Origin of the sequence: Pseudoduganella chitinolytica, from assembly GCF_029028125.1 — a bacterium.
Lineage (GTDB): Bacteria > Pseudomonadota > Gammaproteobacteria > Burkholderiales > Burkholderiaceae_D > Rugamonas > Rugamonas chitinolytica.
On record NZ_CP119083.1, the window covers coordinates 1,230,420 to 1,250,639 of the forward strand.

The window sequence follows — 20,220 nt, forward strand, 5'->3', positions numbered from 1 at the left end:
CCGGACCAACAGGAGAACAACATGGCCGATATCAGCCGCGTCGCATTGTTTGGCAAGCTCGATGCATTGTGCTACCGCGCGATCGAAAGCAGCACCGTCTTCTGCAAGCTGCGGGGAATCCCTACGTGGAACCGATCCACTGGGTACACCAGATCCTGCAGCTGCAGGACTCGGACCTGCACCGCATCGTGCGGCATTACGAGCTCGATGGCGCCGTGCTGGCGCGCGACCTGACGGCGGCGCTGGACCGCCTGCCGCGCGGCGCCACGTCCGTCACGGACCTGTCGTCGCACGTGGAGGAGCTGGTCGAGCGGGCCTGGGTGTACGGCACGCTGATGTTCGGCGAAGGCGCGGTGCGCAGCGGCCACCTGGTGGTGGCGGCGCTGAAGACGGCCAACCTGCGCAACGCGCTGTTCGCGATCAGCCGCCAGTTCGAGCGCATCAAGCCGGACGACCTGGCCGAGCGGTTCGCCAGCCTGCTGAAGGATTCGCCGGAAGCGCGCATGGCGGCCAGCGACGGCTTCGTCACGGCGGCGCCCGGCGAAGCTTCCGGTGCCGTGGCGCCGGCCGCCATGGGCAAGCAGGAAGCGCTGAAGAAATATACCGTCGATCTCACCGAACAGGCGCGGGACGGCAAGATGGACCCGATCGTGGGGCGCGACGACGAGATCCGCCAGATGGTCGATATCCTGATGCGGCGCCGCCAGAACAACCCGATCATGATCGGCGAGGCGGGCGTCGGCAAGACGGCGGTGGTGGAAGGGTTTGCGCAGCGCATCGCGCGCGGCGACGTGCCGCCCGCGCTGAAGGAAGTGCGGCTGCTGACGCTGGACGTGGGCCTGCTGCAGGCCGGCGCCAGCATGAAGGGCGAGTTCGAGCAGCGGCTGCGCGCTGTGATCGACGAGGTGCAGGCCAGCGAGAAGCCCATCATCCTGTTCATCGACGAGACCCATACCCTGGTCGGGGCAGGCGGGGCGGCCGGCACGGGCGACGCCGCCAACCTGTTGAAACCGGCGCTGGCGCGCGGCACCTTGCGCACCATCGGCGCCACCACCTTCGCCGAATACAAGAAGCACATCGAGAAGGACCCGGCGTTGACGCGGCGTTTCCAGAGCATCCAGGTGGACGAGCCGGACGAGGCGCGCGCCATCCTGATGATGCGGGGCGTGGCCTCGACGATGGAGCAGCACCACAAGGTGCAGATCCTGGACGAAGCGCTGGAGGCGGCCGTGCGGCTGTCGCACCGCTACATCCCGGGCCGCCAGTTGCCCGACAAGTCCGTCAGCCTGCTCGACACGGCCAGCGCCCGCGTGGCGGTCAGCCTGCATGCGACGCCGGCCGAGGTGGACGACAGCCGCAAGCGCATCGACGCCCTGACGACGGAGCTGGAGATCATCCGCCGCGAGGACGCGATCGGCATCGACACGGCCCGGCGCGCCAGCGCGGCCCAAACGGCGCTGGACGAGGAACAGGGCCGGCTGGCGGCGCTGGAGGTACGCTGGCAGGGCGAGCGCGCGCTGGTCGATGAACTGTTGGCGCTGCGCGCCCGGCTGCGCGATGGGACCAAGCCGGTCGAGGGCACGGACAACGACAACGAGCGGGCCGGCTGGCGCGAACAACTGCAGTGCGTGCAGGCGAAGCTGGCGGCGCTGCAGGGGGAACAGCCGCTGGTGCTGGCCACCGTCGACTACCAGGCCGTCGCCGCCGTGGTGGGCGACTGGACCGGCATTCCCGTCGGCCGGATGGCCAAGAACGAACTGGAAAACATCCTCAACATCGGCGCGGTGCTGGCCCAGCGCGTGGTGGGCCAGGACCACGCGATGGAGATGATCGCCCGGCGCATCCAGACGTCGCGCGCGGGCCTGGACAATCCCGGCAAGCCGGTGGGCGTGTTCCTGCTGGCCGGCACCTCCGGCGTCGGCAAGACCGAGACGGCGCTGGCGCTGGCCGAGGCGCTGTACGGCGGCGAGCAGAACCTCATCACCATCAACATGAGCGAATACCAGGAAGCGCACACGGTATCGACGTTGAAGGGCGCGCCGCCCGGCTACGTGGGTTACGGCGAAGGCGGTGTGCTGACGGAAGCGGTGCGGCGCAAGCCGTATTCGGTGGTGCTGCTGGACGAAGTGGAGAAAGCACACCCGGACGTGCACGAGATCTTCTACCAGGTATTCGACAAGGGTTTCATGGAAGACGGGGAAGGGCGCTTCATCGACTTCAAGAACACGCTGATCATCCTCACCACCAACGCCGGTACCGACCTGATCGCCGGGCTGTGCAAGGATCCGGAGCTGATGCCCGATCCGGAAGGCATGGCCAAGGCGTTGCGGCCGGCATTGCTGAAGGTGTTCCCGCCGGCGCTGCTGGGGCGCCTGGTGACGATCCCGTATTACCCGTTGTCCGACGCGATGCTGGGCCAGATCGTGCGGCTGCAGCTGGAGCGCGTCAAGCGGCGCGTCGAGGCGCGGTATGGCATCCCGTTCGCGTATGGCGAGGATGTGGTGCAGCTGGTGGTATCGCGTTGCACCGAGAGCGAGTCGGGTGGGCGGATGATCGATGCGATCCTGACCAATACGATGCTGCCTGACCTAAGCCGGGAGTTCCTGCTGCGGATGACCTGTGGCGCGCTGCCATCGGCCCTGAGCGTGGGTGCTGATTCGAACGGCTTCGAGTACTCATTCGGGGCCGGAGTGGGACTGGTGCAATAGGTGGGGCGCAACGTACGCGCAGCGGGCCGAATCGACGAGGGCCCCAAGCTTGTCGACACTCGGAACATGCCGGGATGGCACGCGGTATCGTCGTTGACGTTGTAAAGCCGGTAAGGGTGCAGAACCGCCTCGGCTGTATATATCTTGCGTATTGGGAGAGGATTGGACATGAGCTACCAAATCACGATCAACAGGACCGCGATCACCGTTTCGGACAGTCAGCTGACGAGTAGTCCCCTCACGCCCATCCGGGGCCGCAACAGGGGGGACGTCGAAGTCACGTTCTCCACCGCCTCGGGTACTGTCTGCCTTCACATGCATCCGGATGGACAACCGGGTGCAATGTCCTTGAACGGCCGCTTTAACAATCCGCAAGACACCGTTCCCCTGGACGTTGCCAGCGTGATCCATGGTAGATCGGATTTCGCGGCAACGGTCAGATCTTGTACGCCCGTGTCGCGAGCAGACGCTTCCTCGTCATGGCGGCGCGTGTAGGGCTATCGCCGCCGGGATCAGGGATGCCGGGCAGGCTCAGGCATCCGATATGCGGCCTCGCTGCCTGCAGGGACAAGACAGGGAAGGCACTTTGCCAGGTGGATGAAGACTTGGCCCGCCTGCGGCCTGTCGGTCATCAAGCGTTTCACGGAGGAGCATGATCATGCCGATCGACTGGAGCAAGAAATTCAAGCCGGAATACGATGCGGCACGGGCCGTCATCGCCCAGAACGGCAACTACGCACCTGACTGGCGGCCGCTGGTGCGGGAACTGGAGGAGCTGATGTCGCCCACGGGTTTCGACGCCGGCAAGGAAAACGCGCTGGGCAAGCTGCGCGTGAAGGTCACGGAGGGCACCGGGAAGGCAAAGGTGAGCGAGGACCGTGGCATCCTGCAGGGAGCCGCGGCCTGGGTCGAAGGCGACGCGGGCACCTTGACGGCGGCCGCGAAGAAGCGCGCCGCCTGCCTGAAGCTGCTGCGCCACGTCTACCTGCAGAACAAGGCGGGCAACCGCAAGGTCTGGGTAGTGTCGCTGCCGACCGCCATCACGGACTGGCCGAGCCGCTACATCACCGCACACGGCGATACGGTGGGTGCGGCGAAGACCGCCCTTGCCAGCAATAATGAAATCTTCAGCGAGGAACAGAAGCGCTATCTAGGCACCAGCGTGCAGCAGGCGCTGGCCTGGTGCCAGAAGGCCGGTATCGTGCTTGCCCAGGCAGCGTCGAAGGGCAAGGACAAGGCCACCACGGATGCGCGCGCAATGGTGTCTCGCTGGTTCGCCGAAGCGGGGTTAGCCGATGCGACCCTTGCCACCTACATCGCGGACCTGGGCGCGGGCTTCAAGAAGATCATCGCCATGCTCAACAAGGGCAACCTCGTCCTGACGGACTGGGTGCCGTTCCGCGGCACGACCGATGCCGACGAAGCCGACTTCCTGGCCGCGGAGGCGTTCACATTCGCCAGCAACGGCGAAGGCATGGACGTCGTCTACATCGAAAGCACCTTCTTCACCTGGGCAGCCGGCGATATCCTCACCGGCCAGGCCAACTGGACCCGCATCGTCGTGCACGAGTTGTCGCACCTCGTCTGCGGTACCGCGGACGTGAAGAATGGCGGGGACCGCTATGGCTCGTACGGCATCGGGCCGCACGCCGGCTATCCGGGCAGCGACTGTATCCGCAATGCCGACAACTGGGCCTTCTTTGCCGCCGATTGTGGCGGTGCGCTGACCGATGCCGAGCGCGCGAGTGCTTTGACAATCAAGTGAACATGGGACTGCGCCTTCTGCTGCTGCCGCTCGCCGTCGCGGGCTGTGCGGACAGCGCCCAGTCGGGCCCGTCATCCACCAAGGAGAACACTGCCATGAGCGATACGCCCAGCGCCAGCCGCAAGGCACCACCCCAGGTCGAGCCCGTCGTCCACGCCGGGGTCCGTTACGAACAGGACATGCAGAGCGGCAAGCACGGCGGCGACCAGCCCGGCGGCTACCTGGTCGCCATCGATCCCGCCAGCGGCGAGCGGCTGTGGATGCTGAAGGTGTACCAGGTGCCGACCCAGTCCGACGCGCCATTCCAGCCGGGGCGCTACTTCCGCAGCATGAAGCTGGCGGCCGATGGGGCCCACCTGGAGATCGAGAACGAGGTCGGCGGCAAATATTTGGTTGACCTGGCTGGCCGCCAGGCCGAATGGGTGTCCGGGCCGGATTCGGTACACCAGCACGCGAGGCGCTAGGGGACGTTTGTCGCCGCCCGCGATCCACATCAACATGGAGTAAATCATGCCCAACGCCGTACTACCAGACCTCGATGTGATACTCATCCGCCTTCGCCACCAGGAAGACAACGTTGACCTCGCGGGCTATGAAACGATCAAGAAAGCGCTCGACTGGGAGCTCGGCGGCAAAGCCATTGCCAAAGAGGTCGCCATGGCAGGCGGGGATGCCGCAGCGAAGAAGGTAGCCGGGGCTGCGGTGCAGGCGATCTTCGCGACTACCGCCCCGGCCACGGCAACGGTGGTTACCACTGCTGCCGTGGGTGCATTCGGTTCGCTCGCGCCCGTACTGGCAGTATGGGTGGGCGCAGCCCAGGTCGCATACTCGACGAAAAAGTCGTTCGCATACTGGGACCTGGTATCGAAAGACAAGAGAGGCGGCGGCCTGTATCCGTGCACTTGCGGAAAGTGCGACGCTCATGCCTTCTACCTCGCCAATCGCTTCGACGTGAAGCAAGCGACCTTCGCGGCATCGCTGTTCGTCGTGCCAGCCGTGTATACCGTCCCCAAAATGGTGTACGACACCTTTTTGAATTCAACGCTGAAGGAACGCAAACTGACGCTGGCCAAGGACCTGCAGGCCGGTGCCCTCGCGCTCGGCAAACTGGATCGGAGTACGAAACCTGCCCAGGTAACGGTCGTGCGTCCCGGCTGCCGCAAGGCGCAGGCACTCATCGCGCTACTGTTCGGCGAAGCCCATGCGGACCGTGCCCGCTATCGGAAAACGCTGGCCGCAATCCTGACGGCAAACGGCTACCGGGCGATCGCCGGCAAATTCTGAGCGCCACAAGGAAAGCGATCCAACCATGCCAAACCAAGTCTCCATGGGCGCCATGATGACGTGCACGATGGGCGCAGCCCCATCGTCGCTCGTTGTCCTGCCCAAGAACAAGGTCCTGTGCGAAGGCCCGCCGGCGGCCAACATCATGGACCACATCCCGATGGTGAATATCCTGCCGTTCGGGGTCTGCATGTCGCCCGCCAATCCGATGGTGGCGGCGGCAACCGCCGCGGCGATGGGCGTGCTGACGCCGATGCCGTGCATTCCTGCGACCGCGGCGCCCTGGGTGCCGGGCGCGCCCACGGTGCTGCTGGCGAACATGCCCACGCTCGACAACGTGTCGAAGTGCCTGTGCAACTGGGGCGGCGTGATCCAGTTCACGACCTCCGGCACCGTCAAGACGCAGGTGCCTTGACCGGAACGCGGGCCGCGCGATGGCGCGGCCGCACGATGAGCAGTGTGAAGGACTTGGCCCGCGGGCCCGGGAGAATGTCATGTATCAGTGGAAGATCATCACCGAACGCTTCGTCGGCAAGGTTTTCGATCGCATGTGCGCGGCGATCGGCAGCCAGAAGCTCGCGGCAGCCGCGCTGGAGCCCCACGTCGTGACGCTGGGGCCGGAGACGCGCGTGCAGCGCTACCTGAATCCCGAATATGTACAGGACCCCGGCGGGCTCGTACAGAGTCATCCCCGGGGCAGCCAGCGCGACGACGTCCGCCTGTCCGGGAACTTCATCGGCAAGGTCAAGTACTGCGGCTCCTATCTCGGCCTGGCGCCGCAGCAGGGACGCAAGCAGGCATCGATCCTGTCGATGATCGGAAGATTCGGCGTCGATACGGAACTGGGGCATTACACGCAGAAGGCCGATCCGGCCACGGGCGAGTCGGACCTGCAGCGCGGCATACGCGTGCACGGCGACCGCCGCATGGCCAATGGATTGGTCAACCCGGTATTGGGCGCGGGCGCAAAATATGTCGTGACGTACGAGGTGGTCAGGCCCGTCCGCTACCTGTACCTGGACTTCACCAATGCCGATCTCAGGGCATTGCTGGACGAGCTGGGGCGCGATCCCGACATCGCGGCGGACCTGCCGCGCGGCATGTCGCTGTCCGACCTGTGCGTCAGCGACGAGGCCAGGATGGATCAGCTGCTGCACCGGTCGCTGGCGGCCGCGCTGTACGAAGCGCGGCACCTGCTCAAACTCGACGGCATCATCATGCGCAGCACGCGTGGCCGGGCGGACAACAATACCGTGGACAGCGCGATCATCTGCTACTGGAGCGACGACGGCGCCGTGCTCGACTGGATCCAGCCAAAGCGGATCGCCTACTTCGACTACGCCGACGCCATGCCCCGCATGGTCTCCGTGGATGTCGACGCGCTGACCGATTACCGCAGCCTGCGCGATACCGCCAGGAAGGCGGACAAGCGCTAGCCGTGTTTCCACCTGCCGCCAGCAGCCGACACCCACACCGATGACTACCATGCAGCCCACCCAAGCCAACCGCCCCGTCACCGTCACGTCCGCCCTGGGTGCGGACGTGCTGCTGTTTCGCCGCATGCAGTGCAGCGAGGCGCTGGGACAGCTGTTCGAGTTCCGCGTGCAGCTCGAGTCCTCCCGTGCCGATATCGCCACGGCGGACGTGCTGGGCCAGCCGCTGACGGTCACGCTGGACCTGGAGGAAGGCGGCGAGCGGCACTTCCACGGGATCGTGACGCGCTTTGCCTACCTGGGCTGGCGCGACGGCATGCCGGCCTGGGAGGCAATCGTGCACCCCGCGCTGTGGCTGCTGACGCGCTCGTCCGACTGCCGCATCTTCCAGGACAAGACCGCGCTGGAGATCGTCAAGGCGGTGTGCGGCGACGGCTGCTATGGCGGGTTGATCAAGATCGATGCGGGCAAGCTGTCGTCCACGCCGGCCAAGCGCGAGTTCTGCGTGCAGTATCGTGAGTCCGACTTCGACTTCGTCAGCCGGCTGCTGGAAGAAGAGGGCATCTACTACTATTTCCGGCATGAGGCGGGCGCGCACACGATGGTGCTGGCGGACGGCTACGGCGCCCACGCCAGCGCCGCCGGCTATGCCACGCTGCCGTTCTGGGACGAACAGGAGGGCCGGCGCGCGCCCGGGAAGGCGGTGTCGCGCATGTGGCCCGCCGGCGCCGTGCAGAGCGGCGAGTACGCCCTCAACGATTATGACTTCGAGCAGCCCGCCGCCATTCGCAACGCGGGCCTGCTGGTGAAGTCGGCCATCGCCGCGCCGTACACCGCCCAGCGCTTCCGTCAGTACGACTACCCGGGCCGCTACAAGGCGGCGGGGGCGGGCGAAAGCCGGGCCCGGGCGCGGATGGAGGCGCTGCATGGCCAGGGCGAGCAGGTGGACGGCGCGACCAACGCGCGTGGCATCGGTGCCGGCGCCCTGTTCAAGCTGGCCGAGCACCCGCGTGCGGACCAGAACCGCGAGTTTCTCGTCACCGCCACGGCAATCGAGTTCGCCAGTTCCGCCTACGGCAGCGGCGGCACACAGGGGGCGTTCGAGTTCCAGTGCTCGTTCCAGGCGGTGGGCAAGGAGCACAGCTACCGGCCACCGCGCAGTGCCGCCCGGCCCTTCGTGCACGGCCCGCAGACGGCCATCGTGGTCGGCAAGGCGGGCGAGGAAACCTGGACCGACAAGCATGGCCGCATCAAGGTGCAGTTCCACTGGGAGCGCGAGCGCCACGACGACGACACCAGCTCGTGCTGGGTGCGCGTGCAGCAGGGCTGGGCCGGCAAGGGCTGGGGCACGATGTTCATACCCCGTATCGGCATGGAAGTGGTGGTCAGTTTTCTCGAGGGCGATCCCGACCAGCCGCTGGTGACGGGCTGCGTCTACAACGCCGACACCGTCGTACCGTACGATCTGCCGGCCCACCAGACCCGCTCGACGATCAAGACCAACAGCTCGAAGGGCGGTGGCGGCTACAACGAGCTGCGCTTCGAGGACAAGAAGGGCGCCGAGGAACTCTACATCCAGGCCGAGAAGGACTGCAACCGCGTGGTGAAGAACAACGACACGCTGAAGGTGGGTTTCGAGAAGAAGGACAAGGGCGACCAGACGATCGCGATCTGCCACGACCAGAGCATCGACGTGGGCAACGACCGCAAGGTCCACGTGGTCAACGACGAAACCGTCACGGTCGATGCCAACCAGAAGCTCGACGTCGGCAAGGACCGCAGCGTCCACGTGGTCAACGACGAAACGGTCAAGGTGGACGCCAATCAGAAGATCGAGGTCGGCAAGGACCGCAGCGTCCAGGTGGGCAAGGACGAAACGGTCAAGGTGGATGCCAACCAAAAGGTCGACGTGGGCAAGACCATCGTCATCGAGGCGGGCACGTCGATCGAACTGAAGGTGGGCGGCAGCAGCGTCAAGATCGAGCCGGCGAAGATCACGTTGAAGTCGGCGCAGATCGCCATCGAGGCCGACGGCGTCATCTCGATCAAGGCCGGCGGCGTGCTGACAGCCGAGGGTGCCCTCGTGAAAATCAACTGATCCCGGAGGATACGTGCACCATCATCGCTTCTCCAAAGACGCTGCCGACGGTCCGTCGCGCACTGCGTACCGCTTGCAGCGGAGGCACCATGCCGATCTCGCTTGAAGTGCAAGCCTACCGCGGGGTGGCGCCCATGCCGCCGCTGGGCCGGCGCTTCGACCACAGCGGCGGCGTGCTGGGGCGCGGGGCGGGCAGCGACCTGGTGCTGGACGATCCCACCAAGTACATCTCGCGGGCCCATGCGCGCATCGAATTTAGGGACGGCGGCTGGTTCCTCGTCGACCTGGGCAGCAATCCCAGCCTCGTCAACGGCCAACTGCTGGGCGATGCCGGCTCGGCGCGGCTGGTGGGGGGCGAGCGTATCGATATCGGCGACTACACCTTGGTCGCCACGCTCGAGCCGGAACCTGCGCCCGCGCCGGCGTTGGCGATGCCGCTGTACGACGAGGCGCCGGACGCGCTGGCGCACGCCGCGATCGTCGACGTGGCCGGGCCGTTCGACGCGGCATTCGATCCTGCCCACGATCCGCTCGGCCTGAACCTGGCGCCGGTGCACGCTGCCCCGTCCGGGCCCGGGTATCGGGGCGCGGAATCCGATCATGCGCCGCCGGAGCAGGCCGTGCTGATCATGCCGCCGCCCGTGCTGGCGGCCGCGCCGCTCATCCCGGACGACTACGATCCGCTCGCGGACGTGTTGCCAGGGCGCGCAGCCGAACCCGCGCCGCCTGAACCGCAACGGCTGGCGCCCGAGGTCCCCATCCACGGCGACCGCGTGGCGGCGCCGGCCACCGACGACAACCGGGTCCTGCAAGCGCTGCTGCGCGGCCTGGGCGTGCCCGACCTGCACAGCCGGCATGACGCGCAAGCGCTGGCGGAACTGGCCGGCGCCATGCTGCGCGAGGCCACGGCCGGCACCATCGGCGTGCTGATGGCGCGCACGTTGACCAAGCGCGGCAGCCGGGTCGAGATGACGATGATCGCGCCCGAAGCCAACAACCCGTTGAAGTTCTTCCCCGATGCGACGACAGCGCTGACGCACATGCTGCAGGGGCCCTTGCCGGGCTACCTGCCGCCCGATCGCGCATTTGCCGGCGCCTTTGTCGACCTGCGGGCGCACGAGCTGGCGGTGATGGCGGGCACGCGCGCGGCGCTGGCCGGCGTGCTGCGCCGCTTCGACCCGGCCGTGATCGAGGAGCGGCTGCACGAACCGGGTTTGCTGGCGAAGGTGTTCGCGGGCGGCCACAAGACGCGCATGTGGGATCGCATGGTGCAGGTGTACGACCAGCTGGCCCTGGAAGCAGACGAGGATTTCCAGCGCCTGTTCGGCGAAGCGTTCGCGCAGGCTTATGAAGAGCAGGTGCGCCGGCTGAAGGATGCCGGCTGCTGACAAACCCATCAACCATGGCGGAACAAGATGAGCTGGAACCGTAAAGTGATCTGGTCGGAGGGCATGCTGCTGCAGCCGCAGCACCTGCAGCAGCACGACCGCTACCTGCACAGCGTGCTGGAGGCCCGCGTGACCGCCTTGCGCGCCTATGCGTGGGGCTTCTCGTCGCTGGTGATCGACGAGGGCTTGCTGGCGCAGGGCAAGCTGGCGCTGCTGTCGTGCCGCGCCGTGCTGCCGGACGGGACTCCGCTGGTGCTGCCGCAGGACGATGCGTTGCCGCCCCCGCTGCAGATCCCGGAGGATGCGCGCGACATGCTGGTGGTCCTCGCGTTGCCCGTGCGCCGGCCCGGCATCGCCGAAACCGACGATGCGCCGGGTCCGGAGAATTTCGCCCGCTACCGCACCATCGAATACGAGGCAATGGACAGCAACGGCCTGGACAACGCGGCACTGATGCAGGTGGGCAGCCTGCGGCTGCGCCTCGCGCTGGCGCGCGACGTGGCCAATGGCTGCACCGCGCTGGGCGTGGCGCGCGTGATCGAGCGCCGGCCGGACCAGCGCGTGGTGCTCGATGCGGCGTATTGTCCGCCGTGCCTCGATGTCCGGGCGGCGCCGCGGCTGGGCGCGTTTGCCGACGAACTGGTCGGCCTGCTGGGACAACGGGCCCAGGCGCTGGCCAGCCGGCTGAGCCAGCCCGGCGTGGGGGGCGCCGCCGAGATCGCCGATTTCCTGATGCTGCAACTGCTCAACCGCAGCCTGCCCCTGTTTGTCCACCTGGCCGGCACGACAGGGCTGCACCCGGAGGCGTTGTATGGGGAGCTGGCCCGGCTGGCCGGGGAACTGGCCACGTTCTGCAAGCCGGACAAGCTGGCCACCGGCTACCCCGTCTACCGGCACGACCGGCTGGCCGAGACGTTCCAGCCCGTGCTGGAGGATGTGCGCGCGGCGCTGTCGCAAGTGATCGATCCGCATGCCGTGGCGCTGAAGCTGGAGGAACGCCAGTTCGGCCTGCGCGTGGCCGTCGTGCCCGATCCCGAGCTGCTGCGCACTGCCACCTTTATCCTGGCCGTCAACGCGCAGGTGCCGCCCGAGGCCGTGCGCAGCGGTTTTCCCGCCATGGTCAAGATCGGCTCGGTGGAGAAGATCCGCGACCTCGTCAACCTGCAACTGCCGGGCATCGCGCTGCGTGCGTTGCCGGTCGCGCCACGCCAGCTGCCATTCCATGCCGGCTACACGTACTTCGAGCTGGACCGCAACAGCGACTACTGGCGTCCGCTGCTGACGTCGGCCGGCTTCGCGCTGCACGTGCCGAACGAGTACCCGGGCCTGCAGATGGAATTCTGGGCCATCCGCAAATAGCGGCCACACGAGAAGGATGACACCGTGAGCGCGAACGAATCCGAACAACCCCTGCAGGACACGGACCGGACCATGCTGGTGCCGCGCCCCGGCCTGCATCCGGCGCCCGCGCAGGCGCCATCCTTGCTGCCGCGCGAGCCGGTTGTCGCGGCGCCGCCAGCCCGGCCGCTGGAACCGCAGCAGTGGCATGGCGTGGGACTGAACTCGCTGGTCGCGGCCGCCAATCCACTGCTGGACCTGGTGCCGCCGCTGCGGCGCATGGCCGCCCATCCGGACGTGGAAGGCCTGCGCATCGGCCTCGTGCAGGCGATCCGCACGTTCGAGCTGGCGGCGAAGGCCGCGCAGCTGGATGCCGAACTGATCGCGGCGGCGCGCTATGCGCTGTGCACCTTGCTCGATGAAACGATTGCATCTACGCCTTGGGGCGGCGGCGCCTGGTCCAGCCGCAGCCTGCTGGTGACGTTCCATAACGAGGCCTTTGGCGGCGAAAAGTTCTTCCTGATCCTGCAAAAGCTGAGCCAGGATCCGCAGACATCGCTGCCGGCACTGGAGCTGATGTACGTCTGCCTGGCGCTGGGTTTCGAAGGACGCTACCGCGTGCTCGAGAACGGCCGCAGCCAGCTCGACGCGCTGCGCGAGCGGCTGCTGCAGATGATCGAGCGGCAGCGCGGCACGGCGGGGCCCGAATTGTCGGCACACTGGCACGGCCAGGGCGGTGCCGGCGAGCCGCTGTGGCGCGCCGTGCCCGTGTGGATCGTCGCGGCCTGCGCCGCGGCCTTGTTGCTGCTCCTGCAGCTGGTGCTGTCGTACCGGCTGGGACAGGCCTCCGACCCCGTGTTCGCCAACCTGCTGTCGCTGAAGACGGCCGCCCCGCCCGCGGCGGCCCCGGCTGCCCCACGCGCCCCCGAACAATCGGCGCACCTGGCGACGTTCCTGGCACCGGAGATCGCGCAGGGGCTGGTCAGCGTGGCCGAACGGGACGGCCGCGCCACCGTCACGCTGCGCGGCGACGGCGTATTCGCGTCCGGCAGCGGTGAAGTGGCGCCGGCCTATCTGCCGTTGCTGGGCCGGATCGGCGCGGCGCTGGCCTCGGTCCCTGGCAAGGTGGCGGTGGTGGGCCATACGGACAATGTGCGGCCCGGCTTGTCCGCCCGCTTCCCGTCCAACTACGAGCTGTCGCGCACCAGGGCCGAAACGGTGCGGACCTTGCTGGCGCAGCGCGCCGGTCCCGCCACGCGCTACGAGGTGGAAGGGCACGGCGAGGCCGAGCCGCTCGTGCCGAACGACACCGCGGCCAACCGCGCGCGCAACCGGCGCGTGGAGATCGTTGTCGCCACGCCGGCATCCTGACGGGGGAACCATGAAAAAGCTGCTCCGCTGGCTGGTCAAGCCGCCCGTATTGGCGCTGCTGGGCGTGCTGCTGCTTGCCCTTGTCATCTGGTTCGAAGCGCCGCTGGTGTCCTTCGACGGCCACGCACCGTTCGCCCCGGAGTGGGTGCGCTGGTACTGGATCGTCGCGCTGCTGGCACTGTGGGCCCTGTGGTTCGGCGGCAAGCTGCTGGCCGTCAAGCTGGCCAACCTGCACCTGATGAAAAGCCTGGTGGCGCAGCAGCAGCCGGCCGCCGGGCAGCCGCTGCCAGAAGTGGCCGCCGAGCTGGCACAGCTCAACCAGCGCATGCGCGAAGCGCTGGCCGTGCTGCGCAAGTCGCGCACGGGCGGCCGGGGCGGGCTGTACCAACTGCCGTGGTACATGATCATCGGCGCTCCTGGTACGGGCAAGACGACGGCACTGACGCGCTCCGGGCTGGAGTTTCCGCTGGCCGGCAGCCTGGGCACGGGGGCCATCGGCGGGATCGGCGGCACCCGCAATTGCGAGTGGTGGTTTACCGACGAAGCCGTGCTGCTGGACACGGCGGGGCGCTACACGACGCAGGACAGCGACGCCCAGGCCGACCACGCCGCCTGGACCGGCTTCCTGCAACTGCTGCGGCGGCACCGGCGCCGGCGTCCGATCAACGGCGTCATCCTGGCGCTGTCGCTGACGGACCTGCTGCGCCGGGACGACGCCGGCCGCGCCGCGCACGTGGCCGCGCTGCGCGCGCGGCTGCAGGAGCTGCACGAGCAGCTGGGACTGCGCTTTCCCGTCTATGTGCTGGTCACCAAGTGCGACCTGCTGGCCGGGTTCGTGGAATTCTTCGACACGCTGAGCCGCGAAGAGCGGGGCCAGGTGTGGGGCGTGACGTTCCCGCCGGACGGCACCCTGGCCGCTTTCCCCGCCGAATTCGACCAGCTCGAGCAGCGCCTGCAGGCCCGCGTGCTGGCGCGCATGCAGCAAGAGCGCGACCCTGAGCGGCGCGCGCTTGTCTACCGCTTCCCCCAGCAGTTTGCCGGCATCCGCGATGCGCTGGCGACGTTCCTGAACGAGGTGTTCGAACCGAACCGCTACGAGCAGCAGGCGTGGTTGCGGGGCGTGTACTTCAGCAGCGGCACGCAGGAGGGCACGCCGCTGGACCGGGTGATGAGCGCCTTGGCGGCCTCCTTCGGCGTCGACCGGCAGGTGCTGGCGCCGCATGGCATGGGCGGCGCGGCGCAGCCGGAAGGGCGCAGCTATTTCCTCACGCGGGTGCTGCGCGACGTCATGTTCCCGGAGGCGCAACTGGCCGGCGTCAACCGGACGCTGGAGCGCCGGCGTCAGTGGATGCAATGGGGCGGCATGGGCGCGGCGGCGCTGCTGTTCCTGCTGACGGCAGGCGCGATGGTGCGCAGCTACCTGCGCAACGATGCGTATGTGCGCGAAGTGGCCGACCGGACCGGTGAGCTGGCGCGGCGCGTCGCGGCGGGCGGGCCGATCCTGCCGGTGCTGGACGCGGCCCGCGCGCTGCCGGGCGGCTACGCGGAACGCGAGCAGTCGCCACCCTGGGCAATGCGCTTCGGGCTGTACCAGGGCGACAAGCTGGGCGAGGCCGCCCGCATCGCTTACCGCCGCCTGCTGCAGGAAGCGCTGCTGCCGCGCGTGCAGCAAAGAATGGAGGAGCGACTGCGGCGCGGCAACGCGGGCGATACCGACACGCTGTACGAAACGCTGCGCGTGTACCTGATGCTGGGGGACCCCGGCCATTTCGACACGGGCTCGGTGGCCGGCTGGCTGGCCTGGGACAACCCGCAGGCGCAGGCGGACTTGGGCGAGGCGGGCCTGCTGGCACTGTCCGCGCACCAGGAAGCGCTGCTGGAAACGCTGCGCGAAGGGCAGGCGCTGCCGCAGCTGGACAAGGATCTGGTGGCCAGCACGCGCCTGGCGCTGGCGCAGATGTCGCTGGAGCAGCGCGTCTACACCAGCCTGAAGCGCCGCGTGATGGCCAGTGGCCTGGCGGAGTTCTCGCCGGTCAGCGCCGGCGGTCCCCAGGCGGCCTCCGTGCTGACACGGCGCAGCGGCGCGCCGCTGACGCGCGGCATCGACGGCATGTTCACGGTGGCCGGCCACGCCAGCTTCGTGGAGGCATCCAAGGCAGCGCTGGCCAGCGTGGCGGCCGAGCGCTGGGTGCTGGCGCGGCAGGAGGCCGCCACGGGCGACGAAGCGGCCATGCGCCAGGCGGTGCTGCGGCTGTACTACGACGACTACATCAAGGAGTGGGATGCGCTGCTGGCGGACGTGGCGGTGCGCCCGTTCGACACGATGGAGCAGGGCGCGCGCATGGCCAACCTGCTGGGCGGCCCGGAATCGCCGCTGCGCAAGTTCCTGCTGGCCGCCAGCCGCGAAACCACGCTGGCCGGCGCCGCCAAGCCGCCCGTGCCCGCTGCCGCGGCGGGCGTCGCGGCCAGGCTGGGCGGCTACGCCAAACGCCTGCAAGGCGCGCTGGGCAGCGGCGCGCCGCCACCCGACGCGGTCACGACGGACCATCCCGTCGACACCCACTTCGACGCCTTGCACAAGCTCACGGCTGGCACCCCACCGCCACTGGACGCGGCATTGCAGACGCTGAAGGACGTGGCCGTCTTCCTCGACGCGGCGGCAGCGGCCAAGCGCAGCGGCACGCCGCCACCGCCGGCGGACGCGCTGGCGCGGGTACGGCTGGAAGCGGACGGCAAGCCCGAGCCGCTGGCGGGCGTGCTGAAGACCATTGACAGCAGCGGCGCCGGGCTGGCCTCCGGCAGCGAACGCGAGCGCCTGAACGCGCTGTGGCGCGCGGGCCCTGCCACATTCTGCCGGCAAGCCGTCGCCGGCCGTTACCCGATCGTACGCAGCTCCGGCGTCGATATCCCCGCCGAGGACTTCGGCAAGCTGTTCGCCCCGGGAGGGCTGATCGACGACTTCTTCCAGAAGAACCTGGTGCAATACGTGGACATGGGTGGCAGCCAGTGGCGCTGGCGTCCGACCGCCAGCAACGGTGCGCTGGGCATCCCGCAAGCCACGCTGGACGAATTCCAGCGCGCCGCCCGCATCCGCGACGCCTGGTTCGGCGCCGGCGGCCGGCTCGCGTCGCTGCGCTTTACGCTGCGCCCGGTCTCACTCGACCCGGCACTCAGCAAGGTAGCGCTGGACATCGATGGCCAGCCGCTGGTCGTCGCGCCGGGCGCGCTGGCTGCCGGCACGTTCCAGCTGCCGAGCGGGAAGGGTAATGGCCAGGTGCAGCTGGAGACGGTCCCGGCCGGCAGTCATGGCACGCTGCGGCGGGAGGGGCCGTGGGCGTGGTTGCGGATGCTGGATGCAGCCGCCGTCGAGCAGACTGGGCAGAGCGAGCGCTACAAGGTGACGTTCGATGTGGATGGGCGCAAGGCGGTGTTTGAAATGACGGCCAGCAGTGTCGTCAATCCATTCCGGCGTGGGGTGTTGGAGCAGTTTCGGTGTATGGATGGTTTGTGAGGTCCGGAACTTAACTTCTTCGAATTTATCAGGCCGCCGCTTATGTCCTGAAATGTTTGTGATCGAAAGCAGTAAAAACGCGTATTCAACAAACAAGGGGGATTTTCATGGGTAAGTATCTGATCACAAAGAATTTCCAACTGTTACTTGTGGACTGCAGATATGATGGTCGAATGAAGTTGAGTGAAGGTGACTTCTACATAAACGTACAATCCATCGAGGAAAACCCTGACGACAAGCCGTCGGTTTTTAGTCGCAACAAGCATTATCGGTTCTCCCAGCCGCTGGAGGAAGCTTCTTTTGAGAACGTGTTGGAAGAGTGGAGGCGAAACACACTTACCCTTTACCGGGGGCTGCCGGGCTGCCACTATAGTTGGAGCTCCTTTATGCAAGGGGAATTGCGCGGCGAGGGGAATGTTGATTATCCAACCTACTCAATGGATGTAGGCGGGACGAGTTGGCTTCCGTCTGATGATATTGCAATGGCGCAGATTGTGGCTAACCAGTGTAATGACGCGTACACCAAGACGAAATCGTTCTTCGAGCCCATCGCAACTGCCTTCGTTGTTTCGATCAACTGTGGTGTCCACTCTGGGCGTGTAATTTGCTGGCTTAACGACGGAGAGATCGCAATCAAGGGGCCACTGATTTTTGGACAGTACCGAATGCACAGCATTTTATGGCTTGATGCCCTAATGCCTGATTGGCATCCATGGCCAATCGCTCTACGTGACATTTACGTGCTGCCGCCTCAACGTCCTTTCAAACCTGGCTCCAGTGATCTGATCAGGGATTGGTGGATTGCCTGTCAGCCTTGGGTGGACCGTATTTTGTCGTGCGATGATGTATTAGCCCTGCGTCTAAAAGTAAAGAGGGCAAATCGCAGAGTGCTGGCGGCAGGTCTCGACGCACGACGAAAGGCACTTGGATACACGGATTAGTCACAAGCGGGGGCAGCTTGAGGTAATCCCGACATTCCGACGCATGCAGCGCGGGTAAACGTCAAGGTGCGATACGCCGGGCGCAGCTTTGCAGGCGTGCGAGACTGGCATCGTATGGACCGATTCCGGTGCTCTGCGTAGTTCGTGGCTGATCGCGCTCGGGGCACGGCAAATAAGTTCAGAGCGGATGCTGCACCGGTTGTCGAGCATTGTCATTACGACCGCACCCTGCAACGAACGCGTCAAGATGCGGCAGGCTTACTTGCAGTGTTCCGCCACCGCCGCCACGCTCCGCCGCGACTCCTCGGCCCGCTGCGCATCCCCCAACACCTCCCGCTCGCCCTTGTCGTTATACCGAACGATGCGCCCGCCGCCCTCCAGCGCACGCTGGTTCTGGCGCGCGTTCTCGCAACTGGCAGTACGCTGCGCCCGCGACTTGGCCTCATCCGCCGCGCGGCCGGCCAGCTCGGCCGCAGCGGCGCGTCGCTGTTCATAGGCAGCGTTGCGCTCGGCCAGCGTAGGTGCCGCCTTGGTTGGTGCAGAGGGTGACGGAGCTGGGTCCGGCTGCCGCAACTGCTCGCGCAAATCCGGCATGTGCCCACGCGGCGCCTTGAAGACGCGTGCGGCAGGGACAGAGGCGGGCGGCGGCTGGTCCGAATACACGGGCCGGCCATTGGCATCCTTCCAGGCCCACTGGGCCTGGGCCAGGGCGCACGCACCTAGCAGCACGGCGGCAACGCCAGCGCGGACAAGTTTCACCGGGGTGTTTCCATGCAGAATCATCAGACGATTTCACCTTGAAAGCGCGCTAAAGTCAATCGAACGCGCAAAAAATGTGGCGAATTTTGCCGCCTTGCAAGGACGGCACGCGTGAACTTCTGTATAATTCACTTTTGCGCCGATAGGAAATGTACTATGCGTCTACTCCAAAAAGCACTCACGTTCGATGACGTGCTCCTCGTTCCAGCATACTCGAACGTTCTGCCTGCCAACACGTCCCTCCGCACCAAGCTGACCCGCAATATTTCGCTGAACATCCCGCTGTTGTCCGCGGCGATGGACACGGTCACCGAAGCGCGTCTCGCCATCGCCATGGCGCAAGAGGGCGGTATCGGCATCATCCACAAGAACCTCCGTCCGACCGACCAGGCGCGCGAAGTGGCGAAGGTCAAGCGTTTCGAAGCGGGCGTGCTGCGCGACCCAATCACGATTCCGCCGGACATGAAGATCCGCGACGTGATCAAGCTGACGGAGCAGTACGGCATCAGCGGCTTCCCGGTCGTCGAAGGCAAGGAAGTGGTCGGCATCATCACCAACCGCGACCTGCGTTTCGAGCAGGAACTGGACGCGGAAGTGCGCGCCAAGATGACGCCGCGCGAGAAGCTGGTCACGGTCAAGGAAGACGCGGACACGACCGAAGCGAAGCGCCTGATGAACAAGCACCGCCTGGAGCGCGTGATCGTCGTCAACGACGCGTTCGAGCTGCGCGGCCTGATCACGGTGAAGGACATCCAGAAGTCGACGGAACACCCGAACGCCTCGAAAGACCAGCACGGCAAGCTGCTGGTGGGCGCGGCCGTCGGCGTGGGCGCCAAGGATGAAGAGCGCATCGAGCTGCTGGTGCAAGCCGGCGTGGACGTACTGGTGGTGGACACGGCGCACGGCCACTCCCAGGGCATCCTGGACCGCGTAAAGTACATCAAGACGAAATACCCGCACGTGGACGTCATCGGCGGCAACATCGCCACGGCGGCCGCCGCGAAGGCGCTGGTGGAGTACGGCGCGGACGCGGTGAAAGTCGGCATCGGCCCCGGCTCCATCTGCACCACCCGTATCGTCGCCGGCGTCGGCGTGCCCCAGATCACCGCCATCTCGAACGTGGCGCAGGCGCTGGAAGGCACCGGCGTGCCGTGCATCGCGGACGGCGGCATCCGCTTCTCGGGCGACATCTCGAAGGCCCTGGCGGCCGGCGCGTCGACCGTCATGATGGGTTCCATGTTTGCCGGTACCGAGGAAGCGCCGGGCGAAGTGATCCTGTACCAGGGCCGCTCGTACAAGTCGTACCGCGGCATGGGTTCGCTGGGCGCGATGGCGGAAGGCTCGGCCGACCGCTACTTCCAGGAAGCGTCGGCCAAGGCCGACAAGTTCGTGCCGGAAGGCATTGAAGGCCGTGTGGCCTACAAGGGCTCCGTGCTGGCGATCATCTTCCAGCTGGTCGGCGGCGTGCGCCAGTCGATGGGCTACTGTGGCTGCGCCACGATCGACGAACTGCGCGAGAAAGCGGAATTCGTCGAGATCACGTCGGCGGGCATGCGCGAGTCGCACGTGCACGACGTGCAGATCACCAAGGAAGCGCCGAACTACCGTTCGGAATAATGCCCTT

The 20,220-nt window shown here is 66.8% G+C and carries 13 protein-coding genes and 1 pseudogene; 13 read left to right on the forward strand and 1 reads right to left on the reverse strand.

The features are described from left to right. Positions 1–21: 21 nt before the first annotated feature. The 12 genes and pseudogenes from tssH to PX653_RS05510 all read left to right on the forward strand — a co-directional run bounded on the left by tssH (position 22) and on the right by PX653_RS05510 (position 17,837). Positions 22–2,708: pseudogene (tssH, locus tag PX653_RS05455) on the forward strand (type VI secretion system ATPase TssH). Positions 2,709–3,366: 658 nt separating this feature from the next. Continuing rightward, entirely contained in the window at positions 3,367–4,473 is a 1,107-nt protein-coding gene (locus PX653_RS05460; RefSeq protein ID WP_277416897.1) for a M35 family metallo-endopeptidase, read from the forward strand. 2 nt (positions 4,474–4,475) lie between these two features. Continuing rightward, positions 4,476–4,937: a hypothetical protein gene (locus PX653_RS05465; protein WP_277416898.1), complete on the forward strand. Its 462-nt coding sequence runs from the start codon at positions 4,476–4,478 to the stop codon at positions 4,935–4,937. A 46-nt stretch (positions 4,938–4,983) separates the two neighbouring features. After that, the gene (locus PX653_RS05470) at positions 4,984–5,757 is read left to right on the forward strand and encodes a hypothetical protein (protein WP_277416899.1); all 774 of its coding nucleotides are present in this window, start codon (positions 4,984–4,986) and stop codon (positions 5,755–5,757) included. Between the two features lie 25 nt (positions 5,758–5,782). Then, on the forward strand, positions 5,783–6,172 hold the full coding sequence (locus PX653_RS05475; protein WP_277416900.1) for a DUF4280 domain-containing protein: 390 nt from the start codon (positions 5,783–5,785) through the stop codon (positions 6,170–6,172). 79 nt (positions 6,173–6,251) lie between these two features. After that, on the forward strand, positions 6,252–7,193 hold the full coding sequence (locus PX653_RS05480; RefSeq protein ID WP_277416901.1) for a hypothetical protein: 942 nt from the start codon (positions 6,252–6,254) through the stop codon (positions 7,191–7,193). A 49-nt stretch (positions 7,194–7,242) separates the two neighbouring features. Then, entirely contained in the window at positions 7,243–9,288 is a 2,046-nt protein-coding gene (locus PX653_RS05485; RefSeq protein WP_277416902.1) for a type VI secretion system Vgr family protein, read from the forward strand. Positions 9,289–9,377: 89 nt separating this feature from the next. Next, positions 9,378–10,676: a type VI secretion system-associated FHA domain protein TagH gene (gene tagH / locus PX653_RS05490; protein WP_277416903.1), complete on the forward strand. Its 1,299-nt coding sequence runs from the start codon at positions 9,378–9,380 to the stop codon at positions 10,674–10,676. Between the two features lie 27 nt (positions 10,677–10,703). Then, entirely contained in the window at positions 10,704–12,035 is a 1,332-nt protein-coding gene (gene tssK / locus PX653_RS05495) for a type VI secretion system baseplate subunit TssK (RefSeq protein WP_277416904.1), read from the forward strand. Positions 12,036–12,059: 24 nt separating this feature from the next. Next, entirely contained in the window at positions 12,060–13,385 is a 1,326-nt protein-coding gene (gene icmH / locus PX653_RS05500; RefSeq protein WP_277416905.1) for a type IVB secretion system protein IcmH/DotU, read from the forward strand. Positions 13,386–13,395: 10 nt separating this feature from the next. Then, positions 13,396–16,896, forward strand: coding sequence for a type VI secretion system membrane subunit TssM (tssM, locus tag PX653_RS05505; protein WP_277416906.1), 3,501 nt, complete (start codon positions 13,396–13,398; stop codon positions 16,894–16,896). 107 nt (positions 16,897–17,003) lie between these two features. Beyond that, positions 17,004–17,837, forward strand: a complete 834-nt coding sequence (locus PX653_RS05510; RefSeq protein WP_277416907.1) for a hypothetical protein — start codon at positions 17,004–17,006, stop codon at positions 17,835–17,837. A gap of 258 nt (positions 17,838–18,095) precedes the next feature. Here the strand turns inward: PX653_RS05510 and PX653_RS05515 are convergent, their stop codons facing one another. Further along, positions 18,096–18,596 carry a DUF4124 domain-containing protein gene (locus tag PX653_RS05515; protein WP_277416908.1) on the reverse strand — a complete coding sequence of 167 codons (501 nt, stop codon included), beginning with the start codon at positions 18,594–18,596 and terminating at the stop codon, positions 18,096–18,098. 156 nt (positions 18,597–18,752) lie between these two features. On the opposite strand from PX653_RS05515, the gene guaB reads away from it, so the two are divergent. Next, the gene (guaB, locus tag PX653_RS05520; RefSeq protein ID WP_277416909.1) at positions 18,753–20,213 is read left to right on the forward strand and encodes an IMP dehydrogenase; all 1,461 of its coding nucleotides are present in this window, start codon (positions 18,753–18,755) and stop codon (positions 20,211–20,213) included. Positions 20,214–20,220 lie beyond the last annotated feature (7 nt).